Source organism: Myroides guanonis (assembly GCF_900114085.1).
Classification (GTDB): Bacteria; Bacteroidota; Bacteroidia; order Flavobacteriales; family Flavobacteriaceae; genus Flavobacterium; species Flavobacterium guanonis.
On sequence record NZ_FORU01000012.1, the window covers coordinates 26,838 to 43,944 of the forward strand.

Below are 17,107 nucleotides of genomic sequence, written 5' to 3' on the forward strand. Positions count from 1 at the left end.
CAAAATGAAAGTAACTGAACACATAGAGAAAGCCAAAGGTAATACCCTATTCTCATTTGAAATATTACCACCTTTAAAAGGTCAAAATATACAAGCCATATTCGACACTGTTTCACCCCTTATGGAGTTTGAACCTCCATTTATAGACGTCACTTATCACAGAGAGGAGTATGACTATTTAGATGCAGGAAACGGATTATGGCAAAAGAGAATCGTTCGAAAAAGACCCGGAACCGTTGGAATTTGTTCTGCTATTCAAAGTAAGTTTAAAGTTGACGCCATCCCACATATTCTCTGTGGTGGTTTTACCAAAGAAGACACCGAAAACTTCTTGATAGACTTGGACTTTTTAGGTATAGACAACGTTGTAGCTCTTAGAGGAGACGCTGTAAAAAGTGAAACTTATTTTAAACCTGAACGAGACGGACACCACTATGCTTCTGAATTGGTAACCCAAATCACAGCATTGAATCAAGGAATTTATCTAGACCCACATTTAGAAAATTCTAATAAAACAGATTTCTGTATTGGTGTTGCGGGTTATCCGGAAAAGCACATGGAAGCGCCTAACTTTGATACCGATTTACGCTATTTGAAAGAAAAGATAGACTGTGGAGCAGATTATATCATCACTCAAATGTTCTTCGACAATCAAAAGTATTTTGACTTCGTAGATAGATGTAGAAAAGAGGGTATTACGGTTCCTATCATACCAGGATTAAAGCCTTTGGCGACAGCACGACAGTTAAATATTTTACCTCATCGTTTTAAAGTTGATTTACCAGACGAGTTAGTAGCTGAGGTTTTAACTGCTAAAACAAGTGAGCAAATAAAAGAAATTGGTTCAGCGTGGTGTGTACACCAAACACAAGAACTTCTAAAAGCAGGCGTTCCGATTATTCATTATTATTCGATGGGAAAACCAGATACGATTAGCGATATCATTCATCGTTCCACTTTATAAGATAAAAAACTTATTTGCTATGTAATTAGGATGGAAAGGGCTGTTATTCATTAATGAATACAGCCTTTTTCTTTACCTCTCCCTTCATAATTAGTTTTAATGTAAAGCATTATAATTTTTAAAACAATCTTCTCTAAAAGTCAAAAAACTTGCAACTCATCAAATAAACACTATATTTGCTTCAAGCTTTAGGGGTGTCTACCATTGTGTAGGCTGAGATTTCACCCTTTGAACCTGATCTAGTTAATACTAGCGTAGGGAAAAGTAATCGGACTTCATACGTGTATTCACACGCCTTGTAGCCATTCCTAAAGTTATATTTTTAAAACTATAGGAATGAATATACAAATCAACAATCAATCAAAAACGTACCAGTTTGAAACGCTCAGCGTTCAACAACTTTTAGACATTGAAAGACCCAATGACCAAAAGGGAATTGCTATTGCCATTAAACAAATGGTAATACCAAAACACCTTTGGAGTACACACTTTGTACAAGAGGGAGATTCCATTCTTATAATTACAGCCACCCAAGGAGGCTAATTCTGTTTTTTAAACTACATAATCAACTAAATCATTATAAGATGGACTCACAAAAAGAAAAAATATCTCAAACCCCATTTCCCAATTCTAAAAAGATATATCTAAACGGTAATCTATATCCCGAAATAAAGGTAGCCATGCGAGAAATTAGCTTGCACGACACTAAACTAGCAAGTGGAGAAGTAGAAAAAAACCCTGCTGTAACCGTTTATGACACCTCGGGTCCTTACACAGACCCCATGCAAAATATTGACATTAGAAAAGGAATTCCAAGAATAAGAGAAGCTTGGATTTTAAATCGTAAAGATGTGCTGAGTCTAGAAGGTATTACTTCAAACTATGGGCAAGAACGATTAAATGACGAAAAACTCGATCATTTGCGTTTTGAATTTTTACACAAACCCAAAGTTGCCAAAAACAATTGCAATGTGTCCCAATTGTATTATGCCAAACAAGGTATCATTACGGCAGAAATGGAATATGTTGCTATTCGTGAAAACCAGCGTATAGAACAATTAAATGAGGCTACTCCTGCTATGAGGCAACAACATGTAGGAAATAGTTTTGGAGCCAACGTTCCTAAAAAAAGAATAACCCCAGAATTTGTACGCGATGAAATAGCTGCGGGTAGAGCCATCATCCCAAACAACATCAATCATCCTGAGAGTGAACCTATGATTATTGGTCGTAACTTTTTGGTGAAAATCAATGCAAATATTGGCAATAGTGCTGTTACTTCCACGATCGAAGAAGAAGTAGAAAAAGCCGTTTGGGCTTGTCGCTGGGGAGCAGATACCATTATGGACCTTTCAACTGGTAAAAACATACATGAAACCCGAGAATGGATTATCCGAAATTCTCCAGTACCCATTGGAACTGTACCAATCTATCAAGCATTAGAAAAAGTAAAAGGAGTTGCGGAAGACCTAACTTGGGAAATTTTTAGAGACACACTTATTGAGCAAGCCGAACAAGGTGTTTCCTATTTCACTATTCATGCAGGGGTTTTATTGCGCTATATACACCTAACAGCAAACCGAGTTACAGGTATTGTTTCAAGAGGGGGTTCTATTATGGCAAAATGGTGTTTATTTCATCACCAAGAAAACTTTTTATACACTCATTTCGAAGACATCTGTGAGATAATGAAGCGGTATGATATTGCATTTTCCTTAGGAGATGGTTTAAGACCAGGTTCCATTGCTGATGCAAATGATGCTGCCCAGTTTGCAGAATTAGAAACGCTGGGTGAGCTTACAAAAATTGCTTGGAAACACGATGTACAAGTTATGGTTGAAGGTCCTGGTCACGTACCTATGCACATGATTAAAGAGAATATGGAAAAACAACTTCGCGATTGTGGAGAAGCTCCCTTTTACACTTTAGGACCGTTGACTACTGATATTGCACCAGGTTATGATCATATAACTTCTGCCATTGGTGCTGCTATGATTGGTTGGTATGGCACGGCGATGTTGTGTTATGTAACTCCAAAAGAACACCTTGGACTGCCTAATAAAAAAGACGTAAAAGACGGAGTAATAACTTACAAGTTAGCCGCTCATGCTGCTGATTTAGCAAAAGGACATCCAGGTGCTCAATACCGAGACAATATGTTGAGTAAAGCTCGTTTTGAATTCAGATGGGAAGACCAGTTCAACCTTTCTTTAGACCCAGATACAGCAAGAGAATTTCACGATGAAACACTACCAGCAGACGCGGCAAAAGTAGCTCATTTCTGTTCCATGTGCGGACCTAAATTCTGCTCTATGAAAATATCACAAGAAATTAGAGATTCCGCTGCCAAAGGCATGGAAGAAAAATCAAAGGAGTTTATAGAAAATGGAAAAGAAATCTATTTGTAACTATCGTATTGTTATTTCTAGCCCAACTTCAGTAACCAATGAGATTGAAAAAATAAAAGCTCTATTTGAGCTAGGTTTAAACCTTTTTCATCTTAGGAAACCCTATTGGAGCTTTCGTGAAACAATGCTTTTTATTGAACAAATTCCCCCCGTGTATCACGATAAAATTGTGATACACGACTATTATGATTTGATAAAACATTATGAGTTATATGGTATACACAGTAAGCTTCCAATATGTAATCTAGAGGTGAGGAATTCCGTTAGCACCTCTACCTCAACACATTCTATATCAGAATTCAACAATATTGACGCTCTTTTTGACTATGCCTTCTTAAGCCCCATTTTTCCAAGTATTTCAAAACTTGGTTATAAAAGCACAAATAACTGGAAAGAGATTTTAGAAAAAAGAACAAATCGAAACAGCAAACTAATCGCTTTAGGCGGAGTTCACCCAAATAATATAATAGACCTCAACAATATGGGGTTTGATGGTTATGCATTATTAGGGGCTATATGGTCTCAACCCGAAGGTATTAAAAATTTTGAAAGATGCATGAATATAGACCTTTTGTAATGTCAATAGCAGGTTTTGACCCAAGTGGAGGAGCCGGACTATTGGCAGATTGTAAAACCTTTGAAAATCTAAATATCTATGGATTAGCAATCCCTACAGCTAATACTCTACAAACAGAACATGATTTTCATTGGTTGCATTGGCAGAAACTACACATAGTTATCGACAGCTTAAAAACAATACTAACAAACTATGATGTAAAAGTGGTTAAGATAGGTATAGTACCAAATATTGCCTTTTTAAAAAAATGTGTACAAACGATTAAAGACAGAAACAAAAACATATTTATTATTTGGGACCCAATAATAAAATCTAGCTCAGGGTTTTCATTTATGGAAAGTGACAATCATATTAAACTAATTGAAGTAATACAAGAAATTGACTTGATAACCCCCAATTTTAGCGAAATACATCAATTAATACAAGAAGGAGATTCTGCACTGAAAAAAGCCACAGTATTAAGCCATTATTGCGCTGTGCTACTAAAAGGTGGTCACAACGAAAATGCAATGGGAACAGACTATCTCATTCAAAAAGGTGAAACAATTTGTCTACTGCCTACTGAACAAATATACTATTCCAAACACGGATCGGGTTGTGTATTGGCATCTGCTATCTGTAGCTATATAGCAAAGGGGTTTTTACTTCAACAAGCCTGTATTGAGGCTAAAAACTATATAGAGCGATTTTTAAATTCTAACCCTACTTTACTCGGATATCATGATTGACAAACTACATTATATTTCAAATGGAAATACCCAAGAGGAGCAATTATTTCTAATTGAAGCCGCTTTAGACACTGGAGTAACGTGGTTACAATTTCGATTTAAAAACACGGATACTAAAACTCGTTGGCAAACTGCTGAACGAACTAAAAGACTTTGTGAAACCTATAAAACCACTTTAATCATCAACGACCATGTTGACCTAGCACTTGCTATTGAAGCAGATGGAGTCCATCTTGGCTTGCAAGACACTTCTATTGAAGAAGCTAGAAAACTTCTAGGAAGTAAAATAATTGGTGGAACCGCTAACACTTGGGAAAACCTTTTACAACGCTATGATGAAAATTGCGACTATATAGGATTAGGTCCATTTAGACATACAACCACCAAAGAAAAGTTAGACCCTATTTTAGGTTTAAAGGGTTATCCAAATATCCTTTCTAAATGGATTCTTCTAACTACACCCCCTCCCCTAATTGCTATTGGAGGAATACAAATTGCCGACGTATTCCCACTTTTACAAGCAGGGATACATGGTATTGCTTTCTCACAATTACTAAATACTGCGGCAGACAAACGAAATACACTTAACCAACTAAAGAGCCTTTTAAATGAAACCACTGCAAATAAAAGATAAAACATTTCAATCTCGCCTTTTCTTAGGGACTGGCAAATTCGGCTCCCCTCAATTAATGCAAGAGGCACTTATACACTCAGAAACTGAATTAGTCACAGTTGCCTTAAAACGCATTGATATTAACACAAAAGTAGATACGACCCTCCAAGCATTACAGCATCCCAATTGGTCTCTATTACCCAATACATCAGGTGCACGAAATGCAGCAGAAGCTGTGCTTGCTGCTCAACTATCAAGAGAAGCCCTTGAAACCAATTGGGTTAAACTAGAAATACACCCAGACCCAAAATACTTATTACCTGACCCTATTGAAACATTAAAAGCTACAGAACAGTTAGCAAAACTTGGTTTCGTCGTTTTGCCCTATATACATGCAGACCCCGTTTTGTGTAAGCGATTAGAAGAAGTTGGAACAGCCGCTGTAATGCCATTGGGCGCACCTATTGGAACAAACAAAGGTTTAAGAACTATTGACTTTATAGAAATTATTATTGAAAACAGCAAAGTACCCGTTATTGTTGATGCGGGAATTGGAGCACCTTCAGACGCAGCAAAAGCGATGGAAATAGGTGCCGATGCTGTATTAGTCAATACAGCTATAGCTATAGCACAAGACCCCATTAAAATGGCACAAGCCTTTGCTCGAGCTATTGAAGCTGGAAGAATGGCTTTTGAAGCAAAGCTAGCTCCCATTCAAAATAGCGCATACGCATCAAGTCCACTAACATCATTCTTATTTGATTAATATGTCTTTTAAATCCGTTTTTGAACAATACAGTTGGAATGAAATTCAACACAGAATATACAATACCACCCAAGAACAGGTAGTGTATAGTCTTGGTAAGAAGTCTAAAACCTTAGATGATTTTTTGATACTTCTTTCTCCCGCTGCACAAAGTTTTTTAGAACCTATGGCACAACTAAGTCAGCAATTAACCCAAAAACGCTATGGAAAAACCATACAAATGTATGCTCCAATGTATTTGAGTAATGAATGTCAAAACATCTGTACCTATTGCGGTTTTAGCCTAGACAATAAAATCCCGAGAAAGACCTTAAACCCCTTTGAAATAGAAAAGGAAATCGCATTCATCAAAGCACAAGGTTATGACCACATTTTATTGGTTTCAGGAGAAGCGAACTACACCGTAAATATCCATTATTTCGAAAAAGCAATTCGAATTATAAAACTTCATTTTTCAACTATCTCAATAGAAGTACAACCTCTAACAGAAGAGGAATACAAACAGCTCCACAATCTAGGTGTTCATGCCGTTTTAGTCTATCAAGAAACCTATCACAAAGAAGTTTATAAGAAATACCATCCCAAAGGCAAGAAATCCAATTTCGAATTTAGATTAGATACCCCTGACAGAATCGGTAAAGTGGGTATTCACAAAATTGGATTGGGTGTTTTACTCGGGTTAGAAGACTGGAGGGTAGATAGTTTTTTTAATGCCTTACATATTGACTACCTACAAAAAACCTATTGGCAAACTAAATACTCTGTTTCCTTTCCAAGACTTCGACCAGCAGAAGGGGTTATAGAGCCCAACTTCGTAATGGAAGATAAAGATTTAGTACAGCTAATTTGTGCATACCGGATTTGGAATGAAGAATTAGAGATATCCATTTCAACTAGAGAAAGCGAAACTTTTAGAAACCATATTATCAGTTTAGGGGTTACAAGTATGAGTGCTGGTTCAAAAACCAATCCTGGTGGATATAGCATGAACGAACAAGCACTTGAACAGTTCGAGATTTCAGATACTCGAAACACGGATACATTTAAAAGACAAATAGAAATAAGTGGATACGAACCCGTTTGGAAAGATTGGGATAGTTCATTTAATACACTTTCACGATGATTAATACCCAAGATTTTTTGAGATACAACAGACCTATGTCTATGCTAGAGGTAGGTGTGGAAGGACAATTAAAAATTAAAAACGCTCGTGTTCTGATTATAGGAGCAGGTGGTTTAGGGTGTCCTATTTCACTTTACCTCGCTTCCTCTGGAGTTGGTACTTTAGGAATCATTGATTTTGACATTGTTGAAATACACAACCTACATCGTCAAATTTTATATACAGAAAAAGACATCAACCAATCCAAAGTTGATGTGCTAAAAAAGCGATTAATTGAAGCCAATCCACATGTTAATATTCATATTTATAATGAAAAACTAAACGAAGATAATTGCACCTCCATTCTTGAGGACTATGACTACATAGTGGATGGTTCTGATAATTTTACTACCCGTTACTTAGTGAATGACAATTGTGTAGCGCTTGATAAAACACTTGTTTATGGTAGTATCCTAGGATTTGAAGGTCAAATTGCAGTCTTTAATCACCGCGGATCTAAAGATCTTCGATCCATTTTTCCAGAACCTCCTTCCCCAAAAAATGTTCCTAACTGTAGTTTAAATGGTGTTTTAGGCCCATTACCTGGTATAATGGGCACTATAATGGCTCAAGAAACCTTAAAGCTTATTTTAGACCTACCACATCTTTGCAATCAATTACTATGTATCGACACGATGAATTGGCAATTTACTCTATTAAAATTTTGATTTTATAAACAAGTATCTAAATGATTTCCTCATAGCAAAAAAGTTCTTTGCGATAGCTAATTCTAACAATCATTGACCACATCAAAGTCAGCTATTCTTTTCAAAGGTTTACTTTTATCCTCAGCGTCTGAAAGAAATAGGTACAGATGTTTCTCTTCATAAAAATTAGATAAGTCTAATACCATGTCTGGTAAATCATCTCCATTCATATCCCCTACCCAAACCACTTCAGGAACTGTCCCCTCCAAATGCTCTTCATAAGCAAGTTGATAACTAATTCCGTCAGATGTTGAAAACATTAATTTATAATTGCGTATCTCACTTACATAAACATCTTCCCCTTCCAATTTTTTCACATCTTCGCTAGGAACCACTTCTCTTTGATCGTCATAAACAGTTCCTGTAGCAGAAAACACATAATCTTTTCCTTTAAATTTGAAAGACAATCTATGCTCTGGTATCAACAACTTTTCACTTAAAAAGGTTACAGGTTTTTTAGTCATTCCCTCAAACTCTGTGAAGAATAAACGAGCATATTCGTTTTCAGAACTTATAATCATAACGTTTTCTCCAACACACTCATCTAGACCATAGCTAACCTTTAAATTAGCTTTCGATATTTTAATTGATTCACTAACGGTATCTCTATAAACTTCATACCAAACCTTATCCGTGAAATTGGTAGGATATCCCGTACTTACCTCACGATATTGCGTAGGCAGTAACAATTCGATTTCTTTAGATGACAATGATTGTACAGCTGTCGTTTCCTTTGCAATAGGTATAGTATCTGCAACCACTTTATCCAATATTTCTGTTTCAACTTTTCCCTCATTCTTACAAGAAATGAAAGCAATGGAAAGACTTAAAGCCACGAGTCCTACACTTATTTTCCTTATTTTCATATTAATCTATTTTTCTATTTACCTACTATTAAACCCCACAAAAAAGACACACCAACCAACTGTTATACAGAGTAATAGATGTTTTCAAACAGTGTTTCATAGAGATTATAAAGTAATGTCGTTTTAGTAAAAGTACCAAAGCTTCGTCTTAAATGTTTTCTAGTGGTTTTCAGTGAATTTTAAACTCAATCTTCAAATAAACACCTTTACTAAAACATGCTCCATTTTTAATTATAACAATGAAATTACCTATAGTTGGTATTCTTGACTATTTTTGTATTCAGTCAGAATAAACACTAACATTAGTTCTAACTTTAATCTCTAAAAACAACATGGAAAAAGATATAGAAGCAATAAAAGCAAAAGCGATTTTAATGGATACTAAGCTAGCTCAAGCCGAAAAAGACTTAGCTTATTTAGAAGAATTTTTGAGTAGATTCAAGTCCATTCGAGAAAACATGAAGGATTTAGAAAACTATTACTTCTACGATGGAACTTGGTTAGAAGAACGCGAGTTATTAGAAGAGAAATGTCCTGATTTTAACGCAGGAGTTTTTAGTGAAGATGGTATTTATAATGCTCATGTAGCACAATATGATTGTGTAAAGCAAATTTTAAAAGAGGCAGCTATTTCTATCGCGGAATAGTTTCAGACTCTAATATTTCTAAGAAATGTTCTCTTGATATCTCTCTAGCCCCTAGGCTAGCGAGATGGTCATTATATACTTGACAATCTAAAAGCTTATAATCTCCTGCTTTAAGTTGATTTACTAAACTTATAAAAGCAACCTTACTCGCATTAGAAACTTTAGAAAACATACTTTCTCCGCAAAATATATGTCCTAAATCAATACCATATAAACCTCCTACCAATTCTTCTCCATCCCAAACTTCTATTGATTTAGCGATACCCTCTTCATGTAATTTCACATAAGCATCTACCATATCATCGGTAATCCAAGTACCATTTTGCCCAACTCTTTTAACGGTCTGACAATTTTCAATAACAGTTCGAAAGCACGTATTGTAAGTCACTGTAAATTGCTTCTTATTCAACACCACCTTCATACTCTTAGATACTTTCAATTCATCTAGAAAAAGCACCATACGAGGGTCAGGAGACCACCAGGTAATAGGCTCTCCATCTTCAAACCAAGGAAATATCCCTGAACGATAAGCCAATTTTAAACGCTGGGTTGACAAGTCACCTCCAATAGCAAGAATGCCTGAAGAATGAGTCAACCGAACAGGAGGAAAAATCAAATCCGAAGTTAATTGGAAAATCATAGTGAAAAAGAATCCCCAAGTGTTGAACTTGGGGATATATTTAAATTAGAACGGCAAATCGTCGTGCTCTTCTTCGTTGTTGAAGTTTGGTGCCGCTTCAAAATGATCTGTTGCCATTGGCGGAGGTGTTTGCATACCTGCACCTGCTTGAACTGGAACTAATTTCTCAATTCTCCATCCTTGAATAGAGTTGAAATATTTTGTCTCTCCTTGTGGATTCGTCCACTCTCTTCCTCTTAGGTTGATAGATACACGCACTTCTTCTCCTACGTTATAGGTGTCTAACAAATCACATCTGTCTTGAGTAAACTCAATCAAAATATGTTGTGGATATTGCTCATCTGTAGTTACTACCAATTCTCTCTTTTTAAAAGATTGGCTGATTTGCTGTGCTGGACTTACCAACTTAACTCTTCCTGTTACTTCCATCTTGTATATTATTTATCTCGTTATTCTATTTGAAATCATTATTTGGCTAAAATGATATTCCATGCCAAAGTTACATTATTTTCCTCTAAATATTTTTTTGCTTTTTTGAATTTCTTGACAGCATCCCCTTCTTGCATTAATTCTTTAACTGCAGCATCACTATTTACAAAATCTTCAACTTCCTCTGCAGTAGGCAATTGCTCCACATTTCCAAGTATCCCTAAGTCATTACCAGAAAACACGCCGCTTTGTTTTGCATCCTCTGGAATTACATCTACACCAACACCCAAAGTTACTAAAGGTTTTTCAACTTCAAACATTCCCATATTAGCACGTGAATACCAATTACCTCCCATTCTTGAAACTAAATCAATCTTATGTTGATCGATAGCCCCTTTTTCATTAAGTATATTTTCATCAACGTGAATCTTTACTACTTCACAAATCACTAAATTCCCTGCTCCTCCTTCATCTCCTAATCCGATTACTTCATTAACAACACATTCAAATTGAACTGGACTTTCTGCAACCCTATAAGGTCTAACCTCATCTGAAGGTAACATGGTAAAACCTGATTTTTCAAACTCATTGATACCATCAGCATATTCCGTACTTGAAAGAGAAGTCTGTTGCACCATATCATAATTCACCACATTGATTACAACTTGTCTTGTTGCCAACACATTAAATAAGGTATGTTTTGCTGTATTATCTCTCACACGTCGAGCTGGAGAAAAAATAAGTATAGGTGGGTTAGAGCTAAAAATATTAAAAAAACTAAAAGGAGATAAGTTTGGATTTCCATCTGCATCTACTGTACTCGCCAATGCTATGGGTCTTGGGCTAACTGCTCCTTGTAAATATCCTTGTAATTCTACTGTTGAAAGATCTTTTGGATCAATTGTTTTCATGTATTGTTTTTTATCGTTTTGTGGTATTGTCTCTTATTTATCGATTCATAAAACATCAACTTGACTCTTTGTTTTTTAGAATAAAGGTAAATTTACAAAAAGCTTTGAGTAAAGCGAAATCGAATGAATCTTTTTTAATAAACTCCAATATCAATAATAATTGATAACTTAAAAATCCCTCTAGTTTCCTTTCCCAATCACACTTTTGTATAAGTAAAATGAGTATTTTAGTTTTCGGTTTAAAATTTAAATAAGCAAACATGCTTTCGTCATCAAAAAAGACCATTTATCGCTGGATATTTATACTTAGTTCACTCATAGTTTTAATTCTTATACTTTGGAACACTTATTCATTTTTCCAAACATTTAAAGAAGAAGAGCGTTTAAAAATGGAAATTTGGGCTTCAGCCTTAAAAACCTTAAACGACGCTAATCTTAGCGATACAGAATTGGAATTACCATTAATGATATTAACCTCTAATACTACGATTCCAATTGTACAAACAACAGAGTCAGATAGTATAATATCCATGTCCAATATAGACGAAAAAATAACGAGTGACCCCCATAAAGCAACCGATTTTCTAAACAAATTAAAATCACAAAACACCCCTATTGAGATAGTATTTGGACAATCTACCCAGTATTTGTATTATGGAAATTCTTCATTACTTATTAAGTTAACTTATTATCCGAGTGTACTTGTACTGCTCTTCTTAATCTTCTCGTTAATGATTTTTAGTTTTTATAGAGCGAGCAGAATGGCATTACAGAATAAACTTTGGGCAGGGATGGCAAAGGAAACCGCACATCAAATTGGAACACCACTCTCGTCTTTGTTAGGGTGGGTTGAAATAATGAAGCTAGACCAAGTAGACGAAACTACCGTAAGTGAAATTGAAAAAGACGTAAGCAGATTAGAGTTCATAGCAAACCGTTTTTCCAAAATAGGTTCAAAACCCCAACTAAAAGAACTGGACGTGATAGCTGAAACAAAGAGTACATTTGAATACATACAATCTCGTTCATCTAAGCAAATTACATTCTCATTCCATGCTCCTAATGAGACTATTTTAATTCCTTTAAACAAAGACCTGCACGGTTGGACTATTGAGAATCTTATCAAGAACGCTATAGACGCAATGAAAGGAAAAGGAGAAATAAACTTAACCATATTAAAAGATGGCAAATACCTTAAAATCTTAGTTACAGACTCTGGAGGTGGAATACTAAAGAGTAATTTCAAGAAAATATTCGAACCTGGTTTCACCACTAAGAAGAGAGGTTGGGGATTGGGATTATCGCTTACGAAACGTATTGTAGAAGAATTTCAAAACGGAACAGTAAAAGTTTTAAGTTCAGAAATTGGTAAGGGCACTACATTTTGTATTACATATAAAAATAACGCATAAAAAAAGGCGACATAATTATGTCGCCTTTTTATTATACATATACTAACTCTATAAGCTATAGGTAAGATTGAATTGATTTCACTAACTCTTCAAACTCCTCTACTGATAAAGATGTTTTTCTTGTAAAACGAATATCATCCATTTCTTGTAATGGGATCAAATGTACATGAACATGAGGCACTTCTAATCCAACTACAGACATACCAATTCTTTTACAAGGAACGGCTTTTTCAAGTGCTTTAGCAACTTTTCTAGAAAAACGCATCAAAGCAACATAGTCCTCTTCTTCCATATCAAAAATCTTATTGATTTCTTTCTTAGGAATACATAAGGTGTGTCCTTTGGCATTTGGATTAATATCCAAAAAAGCCAAGAATTGATCATCTTCAACTATTTTGTAAGCAGGTAGTTCTCCATTAATAATCTTTGTGAATATAGAACTCATAATAATGGTGTTTTTAAAGTTTAGTCTCTTGTAATTTCAACAATTTCAAACTGCATTACCCCATTAGGAACTTGTATATCAGCAATATCTCCGACAGACTTACCTAATAAACCTTTTCCAATAGGAGAGGTTACAGATATTTTTCCTGCTTTTAAGTCTGCTTCGCTTTCAGCTACTAATGTGTATTTCACTTCCATGCCATTCTTAACATTCTTAATCTTCACGGTAGATAATACCAATGCTTTCGACACATCTAATTGTGTTTCATCGATAAGACGCGCATTAGATAAAATTGCATCAAACTTAGCAATTTTAAGTTCTAATAAACCTTGAGCTTCTTTAGCTGCATCATACTCTGCATTCTCCGATAAATCTCCTTTATCTCTTGCATCTGCAATAGCTTGTGACGCTTTTGGACGCTCCACATTTTTTAACTGCTCAATTTCCTCTCTCAGTTTTTTCAAACCTTCAGCAGTATAATACGAAATTTTACTCATAATTAACTGGTTTATATAAATAGAAAAAATCCCATGAAAAACGGGATTCTCTTTTACAAAGATATATTATTTAAACGATAAATCTATTTTACTTTCTTTTGTATCGTAAGGTCAAAGTTAATTAATTAAATTTGCTTTACAAAAAAGTTTCACCATGAAAAATATATTTATTACAATCCTATTTCTTTTTGTTTTAGGTAGTTGCTCTTCTGATGATTTCTTTACAGAAAGTCCTTATTTACCATATGCTCCAGTTGATATTGAAATTGACTTGAACGACCCCCACTTCCGCATTTTAAAAGAATATGAAGGTGCCCTATTTTTAGACGATGGTTATTCTGGTGTCTTAGGTGTAATTATTTTTAATTCTGGAGCTGGTTATCGTGCCTATGAAGCCGCTTGTCCAAATCATGCTGTTAGAGATTGTTCAACCTTAGAATTTGACGGAAACTTGTTATATTGTGTTTGTGAAAACGTGGATTTCTCAATGCACACCGGAAATGCTCTCAATGGAGGGTATCGACTTAGAGAATACAGCGTTCAAACTTATAGAAACACTCTAACCATTCGCAATTAAATTATTTCAATAATGAAAAAGCTATTTATATTATTCTCTTTAACCTTTATATTTCTTTCATGCTCGAAAGACAGCAATAACTATTACAACCCATACCTCCCAGATGTACCCATACAACTAGACATTAACTTAGACTGGCCAGAATACAGCGAATTAAGGCACCCTGGAGGTGTTCACATAACCCATATTCAAGGAATACGAGGTGTTATATTAATCAATACAGGTTCAACCTATAGAGCTTATGACGCTGCATGTCCAAATCATGCCCTACGCGATTGCTCTACCTTGGAAATTAAAAAAGGAGACATTTTTGCAAAATGTGTTTGCCCAGATGATGGTGCTGCATTTAATTTGCACTTAGGCACCTCATTAGACTCAGAGTATCAATTAAAAACATATAGAGTAAGTCAATCAGGGAACCGCATATTTATAAGTAACTAAACACATAAAAAAGAGGATGCCCAATCAACCGATTAGACATCCTCTTTTATATTAAAAACAATTATACTCTAAAACTTCAAAGTAAGACCAGCTAAAATATTAAACGTTGCTTGAGGATAATAACCCGCACCGTCTATAGTTTTACTACCATCAAAATCGGTCCAATAATAACCATTTGAAATATACTCCTCATCAAATATATTATTTGCTAACACAGATAAACCGACACTATTAAACCACCCCTTAACTGGAATTTCATATACAAGGTTTATATCATTTACAAAATAAGACTTCAACTTTGAGGTTTCTGTATCAACATTCCCCATATATTGTTCTCCTACAAACTTAGTTAGAAGTGAAAGATACATCCCCTTAATCGGAGAGTAAGTAATCGCATTAGAAGCAATAAAATCTGGTGAAAAAGCAATATTCGTATTACCCAAATTCACTATCTCTCCATCCCATTCTGTGAGGAAATCAATATTTTTATTAGAACTTACAGTAACACTAGGATTCCAAAACCATGAGTCTTGGAGTTGTATATGCGCATCAATCTCTAATCCCATGCGGTAACTGTCTCCACTATTCTCACGAACAGCAGCCCCTACATCATTCAAAGCCCCAGTTAATACCAATTGGTCTTTATAACGCATATAGTAAGCATTCACATTCAAACGATTCTTTTCAGTAGCATAGCGCCATCCCAATTCAAAGTCATTCAATTTCTCTGGTTTTGGACTTCCTTCTTCATAATCATTTCGACTAGGCTCACGGTTTGCTCTTGCATATGAAAAATACAACTGATTTCGATCATTCGCTTGAAAAGTTACCCCCCCTTTTGGATTAAAGAAATTAAACGTATCATCTACTAGTCCCGTATCTACTCCATTGGCTTTGTATCCAACATAACGATATTGAACATCTCCAAAAACACTCCATCTCTCAGTGAATTGATACGTAGCCTTTACAAATGTATTTACATCTGTTTTAGCTGCATTATCTCTATAATACTGTTGGTTATAATCATAACGAACTGGTTCCTTTACCCAAAGTATTTCTCCAAAATGGTCTCCTTCATATTTATTAGCTGCTCCTCCTATTACAAGATTGAAATTCGTTTCTTGAAAATTGACAGAAAAAGTAGTTCCATAAAAATCATTACTCAATCCCTTTTGACGAATAATGTCAGAGCGATCTATCAACACACCGTCCTTTTCAATAGGAGTTAAACCATACTCCTTAAACTTCCCTCTCACTTTGTAATTCTCGTAATAACCTTCACCAATTGTATAATGTAACGCTAAATTAGTTGACCATTTATCACTCCAACGCTCGTTCCAATGCAATTGAAAATGGTCTTGTTGATAGTTATCCGTTTCATTATCATAAAACTGCATAACCCCATTGTCATCAATATACATTCCCGAAGTATTAAAACGACGACCATATGTATCAATCTGTTCCTGTGTTACTCCATTCCAAGCTTGATAAGTTTTTTGAGTTCCGCCAAAAGCCAATGCTTTGATTAAAGTAGTTTTCCCAAGATAAGTTCCTTGTAAGAAATAAGATTTCATATCCGCAGAAGCTCTGTCTATATAACCATCTGATGCCATATTAGATAAACGACCAGCGATTTCAAATTTGTCGTTCATTAGCCCCGTACTAAACTTCACGGTATGCTTTCTAGTGTTGTAACTACCGAATGAATTCGCTATTTCCCCGGAGCTCTCCAAAGAGTAGGAATCTGTCAATAAGTTTAAACTTGCACCAAAAGCACCTGAACCATTTGTAGAAGTTCCAACTCCTCTTTGCAATTGTAGATTTTGTATAGAAGAAGTAAAGTCAGGCATATTAACCCAAAAAGAACCCTGAGATTCCGAATCATTATAAGGAATTCCATTTAAAGTAACATTAACCCGAGTAGCGTCACTTCCCCTAACTCTAATACTAGAATACCCTATACCGTTCCCCGCATCTGTTGTTGTAACAACGGAAGGCATATAATTCATCATAGTCGGTATATCCTGACCTAAATTTCGCTTGGCTAAATCATTTTTGGAAAGATTCGAAAATGCCATAGGTGTTTTAGAATCTACTCGAATAGATGAAACCAATATCTCATCTAAAGAAGTATTTGACACAGAATCTTGTACACTCTTCTCTTGAGCTACTGCGCAGATATTAAAACCGATAAAAAATAATGGATAAAAAAGATTTTTTTTCATTCGTAAAAGCTTACAAATAAAAGGGGCAATTATTTTTTAATTAATAATTACACGTGTTCGTTATCCAATCATACTGATTGGATCCAGTTCCC

The 17,107-nt window shown here is 35.2% G+C and carries 20 protein-coding genes and 1 riboswitch; of the genes, 13 read left to right on the forward strand and 7 right to left on the reverse strand.

Annotated elements, in window-relative coordinates; all coding sequences use genetic code 11:
- Positions 1–4 precede the first annotated feature (4 nt).
- From metF to BM024_RS10230, 9 genes are all read left to right on the forward strand, one after another.
- Positions 5–964 (forward strand): methylenetetrahydrofolate reductase [NAD(P)H], encoded by a 960-nt coding sequence (metF, locus tag BM024_RS10190; RefSeq protein ID WP_090679878.1) that lies wholly within the window; start codon positions 5–7, stop codon positions 962–964.
- 180 nt (positions 965–1,144) lie between these two features.
- A riboswitch (TPP riboswitch) is annotated at positions 1,145–1,242 on the forward strand.
- Between the two features lie 58 nt (positions 1,243–1,300).
- Positions 1,301–1,507, forward strand: coding sequence for a sulfur carrier protein ThiS (gene thiS, locus BM024_RS10195; RefSeq protein WP_090679880.1), 207 nt, complete (start codon positions 1,301–1,303; stop codon positions 1,505–1,507).
- 41 nt (positions 1,508–1,548) lie between these two features.
- A complete protein-coding gene (thiC, locus tag BM024_RS10200; RefSeq protein ID WP_090679882.1) occupies positions 1,549–3,372 on the forward strand; it encodes a phosphomethylpyrimidine synthase ThiC in 1,824 nt (607 codons plus the stop codon).
- The gene (locus BM024_RS10205; RefSeq protein ID WP_090679885.1) at positions 3,350–3,949 is read left to right on the forward strand and encodes a thiamine phosphate synthase; all 600 of its coding nucleotides are present in this window, start codon (positions 3,350–3,352) and stop codon (positions 3,947–3,949) included. Before thiC ends, BM024_RS10205 begins: the two co-directional genes overlap by 23 nt.
- On the forward strand, positions 3,925–4,677 hold the full coding sequence (locus BM024_RS10210; protein WP_090679887.1) for a hydroxymethylpyrimidine/phosphomethylpyrimidine kinase: 753 nt from the start codon (positions 3,925–3,927) through the stop codon (positions 4,675–4,677). Before BM024_RS10205 ends, BM024_RS10210 begins: the two co-directional genes overlap by 25 nt.
- Positions 4,670–5,311 (forward strand): thiamine phosphate synthase, encoded by a 642-nt coding sequence (gene thiE, locus BM024_RS10215; RefSeq protein ID WP_090679889.1) that lies wholly within the window; start codon positions 4,670–4,672, stop codon positions 5,309–5,311. The genes BM024_RS10210 and thiE overlap by 8 nt, the downstream gene beginning before the upstream one ends.
- A complete protein-coding gene (locus BM024_RS10220) occupies positions 5,286–6,056 on the forward strand; it encodes a thiazole synthase (RefSeq protein WP_090679890.1) in 771 nt (256 codons plus the stop codon). Before thiE ends, BM024_RS10220 begins: the two co-directional genes overlap by 26 nt.
- 1 nt (position 6,057) lies before the next feature.
- Complete coding sequence (thiH, locus tag BM024_RS10225; RefSeq protein WP_090679892.1) at positions 6,058–7,179, forward strand: 2-iminoacetate synthase ThiH; 1,122 nt, start codon at positions 6,058–6,060, stop codon at positions 7,177–7,179.
- Positions 7,176–7,886, forward strand: coding sequence for a HesA/MoeB/ThiF family protein (locus BM024_RS10230; protein ID WP_090679894.1), 711 nt, complete (start codon positions 7,176–7,178; stop codon positions 7,884–7,886). The genes thiH and BM024_RS10230 overlap by 4 nt, the downstream gene beginning before the upstream one ends.
- 62 nt (positions 7,887–7,948) lie before the next feature.
- Here BM024_RS10230 and BM024_RS10235 read toward each other — a convergent pair whose 3' ends face one another.
- Entirely contained in the window at positions 7,949–8,791 is an 843-nt protein-coding gene (locus tag BM024_RS10235) for a hypothetical protein (RefSeq protein WP_090679896.1), read from the reverse strand.
- A gap of 332 nt (positions 8,792–9,123) precedes the next feature.
- Between BM024_RS10235 and BM024_RS10240 the strand changes: the two genes are divergently transcribed.
- Positions 9,124–9,438, forward strand: coding sequence for a DUF4298 domain-containing protein (locus tag BM024_RS10240; protein ID WP_090679898.1), 315 nt, complete (start codon positions 9,124–9,126; stop codon positions 9,436–9,438).
- Here BM024_RS10240 and aat read toward each other — a convergent pair.
- Genes aat through BM024_RS10255 form a run of 3 tightly spaced genes read right to left on the reverse strand, consistent with a single transcriptional unit; the run spans position 9,425 to position 11,418 of the window.
- Complete coding sequence (gene aat, locus BM024_RS10245) at positions 9,425–10,078, reverse strand: leucyl/phenylalanyl-tRNA--protein transferase (protein ID WP_090679900.1); 654 nt, start codon at positions 10,076–10,078, stop codon at positions 9,425–9,427. The two genes, BM024_RS10240 and aat, sit on opposite strands and share 14 nt — an antisense overlap.
- Before the next feature lie 45 nt (positions 10,079–10,123).
- Positions 10,124–10,507 carry a DUF3127 domain-containing protein gene (locus tag BM024_RS10250; RefSeq protein ID WP_090679902.1) on the reverse strand — a complete coding sequence of 128 codons (384 nt, stop codon included), beginning with the start codon at positions 10,505–10,507 and terminating at the stop codon, positions 10,124–10,126.
- Positions 10,508–10,545: 38 nt separating this feature from the next.
- A complete protein-coding gene (locus BM024_RS10255) occupies positions 10,546–11,418 on the reverse strand; it encodes a flavin reductase family protein (RefSeq protein ID WP_090679904.1) in 873 nt (290 codons plus the stop codon).
- Positions 11,419–11,678: 260 nt separating this feature from the next.
- On the opposite strand from BM024_RS10255, the gene BM024_RS10265 reads away from it, so the two are divergent.
- The gene (locus tag BM024_RS10265; RefSeq protein WP_090679907.1) at positions 11,679–12,830 is read left to right on the forward strand and encodes a sensor histidine kinase; all 1,152 of its coding nucleotides are present in this window, start codon (positions 11,679–11,681) and stop codon (positions 12,828–12,830) included.
- Positions 12,831–12,885: 55 nt separating this feature from the next.
- Here BM024_RS10265 and BM024_RS10270 read toward each other — a convergent pair whose 3' ends face one another.
- Positions 12,886–13,275: an HIT family protein gene (locus BM024_RS10270; RefSeq protein WP_090679909.1), complete on the reverse strand. Its 390-nt coding sequence runs from the start codon at positions 13,273–13,275 to the stop codon at positions 12,886–12,888.
- Between the two features lie 20 nt (positions 13,276–13,295).
- Complete coding sequence (gene greA / locus BM024_RS10275) at positions 13,296–13,772, reverse strand: transcription elongation factor GreA (RefSeq protein ID WP_090679911.1); 477 nt, start codon at positions 13,770–13,772, stop codon at positions 13,296–13,298.
- A 154-nt stretch (positions 13,773–13,926) separates the two neighbouring features.
- Here greA and BM024_RS10280 point away from each other — a divergent pair, with 154 nt between their 5' ends.
- Complete coding sequence (locus tag BM024_RS10280) at positions 13,927–14,349, forward strand: Rieske (2Fe-2S) protein (protein WP_090679913.1); 423 nt, start codon at positions 13,927–13,929, stop codon at positions 14,347–14,349.
- A 12-nt stretch (positions 14,350–14,361) separates the two neighbouring features.
- Positions 14,362–14,790 carry a Rieske (2Fe-2S) protein gene (locus BM024_RS10285; RefSeq protein WP_090679915.1) on the forward strand — a complete coding sequence of 143 codons (429 nt, stop codon included), beginning with the start codon at positions 14,362–14,364 and terminating at the stop codon, positions 14,788–14,790.
- 68 nt (positions 14,791–14,858) lie between these two features.
- Here the strand turns inward: BM024_RS10285 and BM024_RS10290 are convergent, their stop codons facing one another.
- Positions 14,859–17,015, reverse strand: coding sequence for a TonB-dependent receptor (locus BM024_RS10290; RefSeq protein ID WP_090679916.1), 2,157 nt, complete (start codon positions 17,013–17,015; stop codon positions 14,859–14,861).
- Positions 17,016–17,107 lie beyond the last annotated feature (92 nt).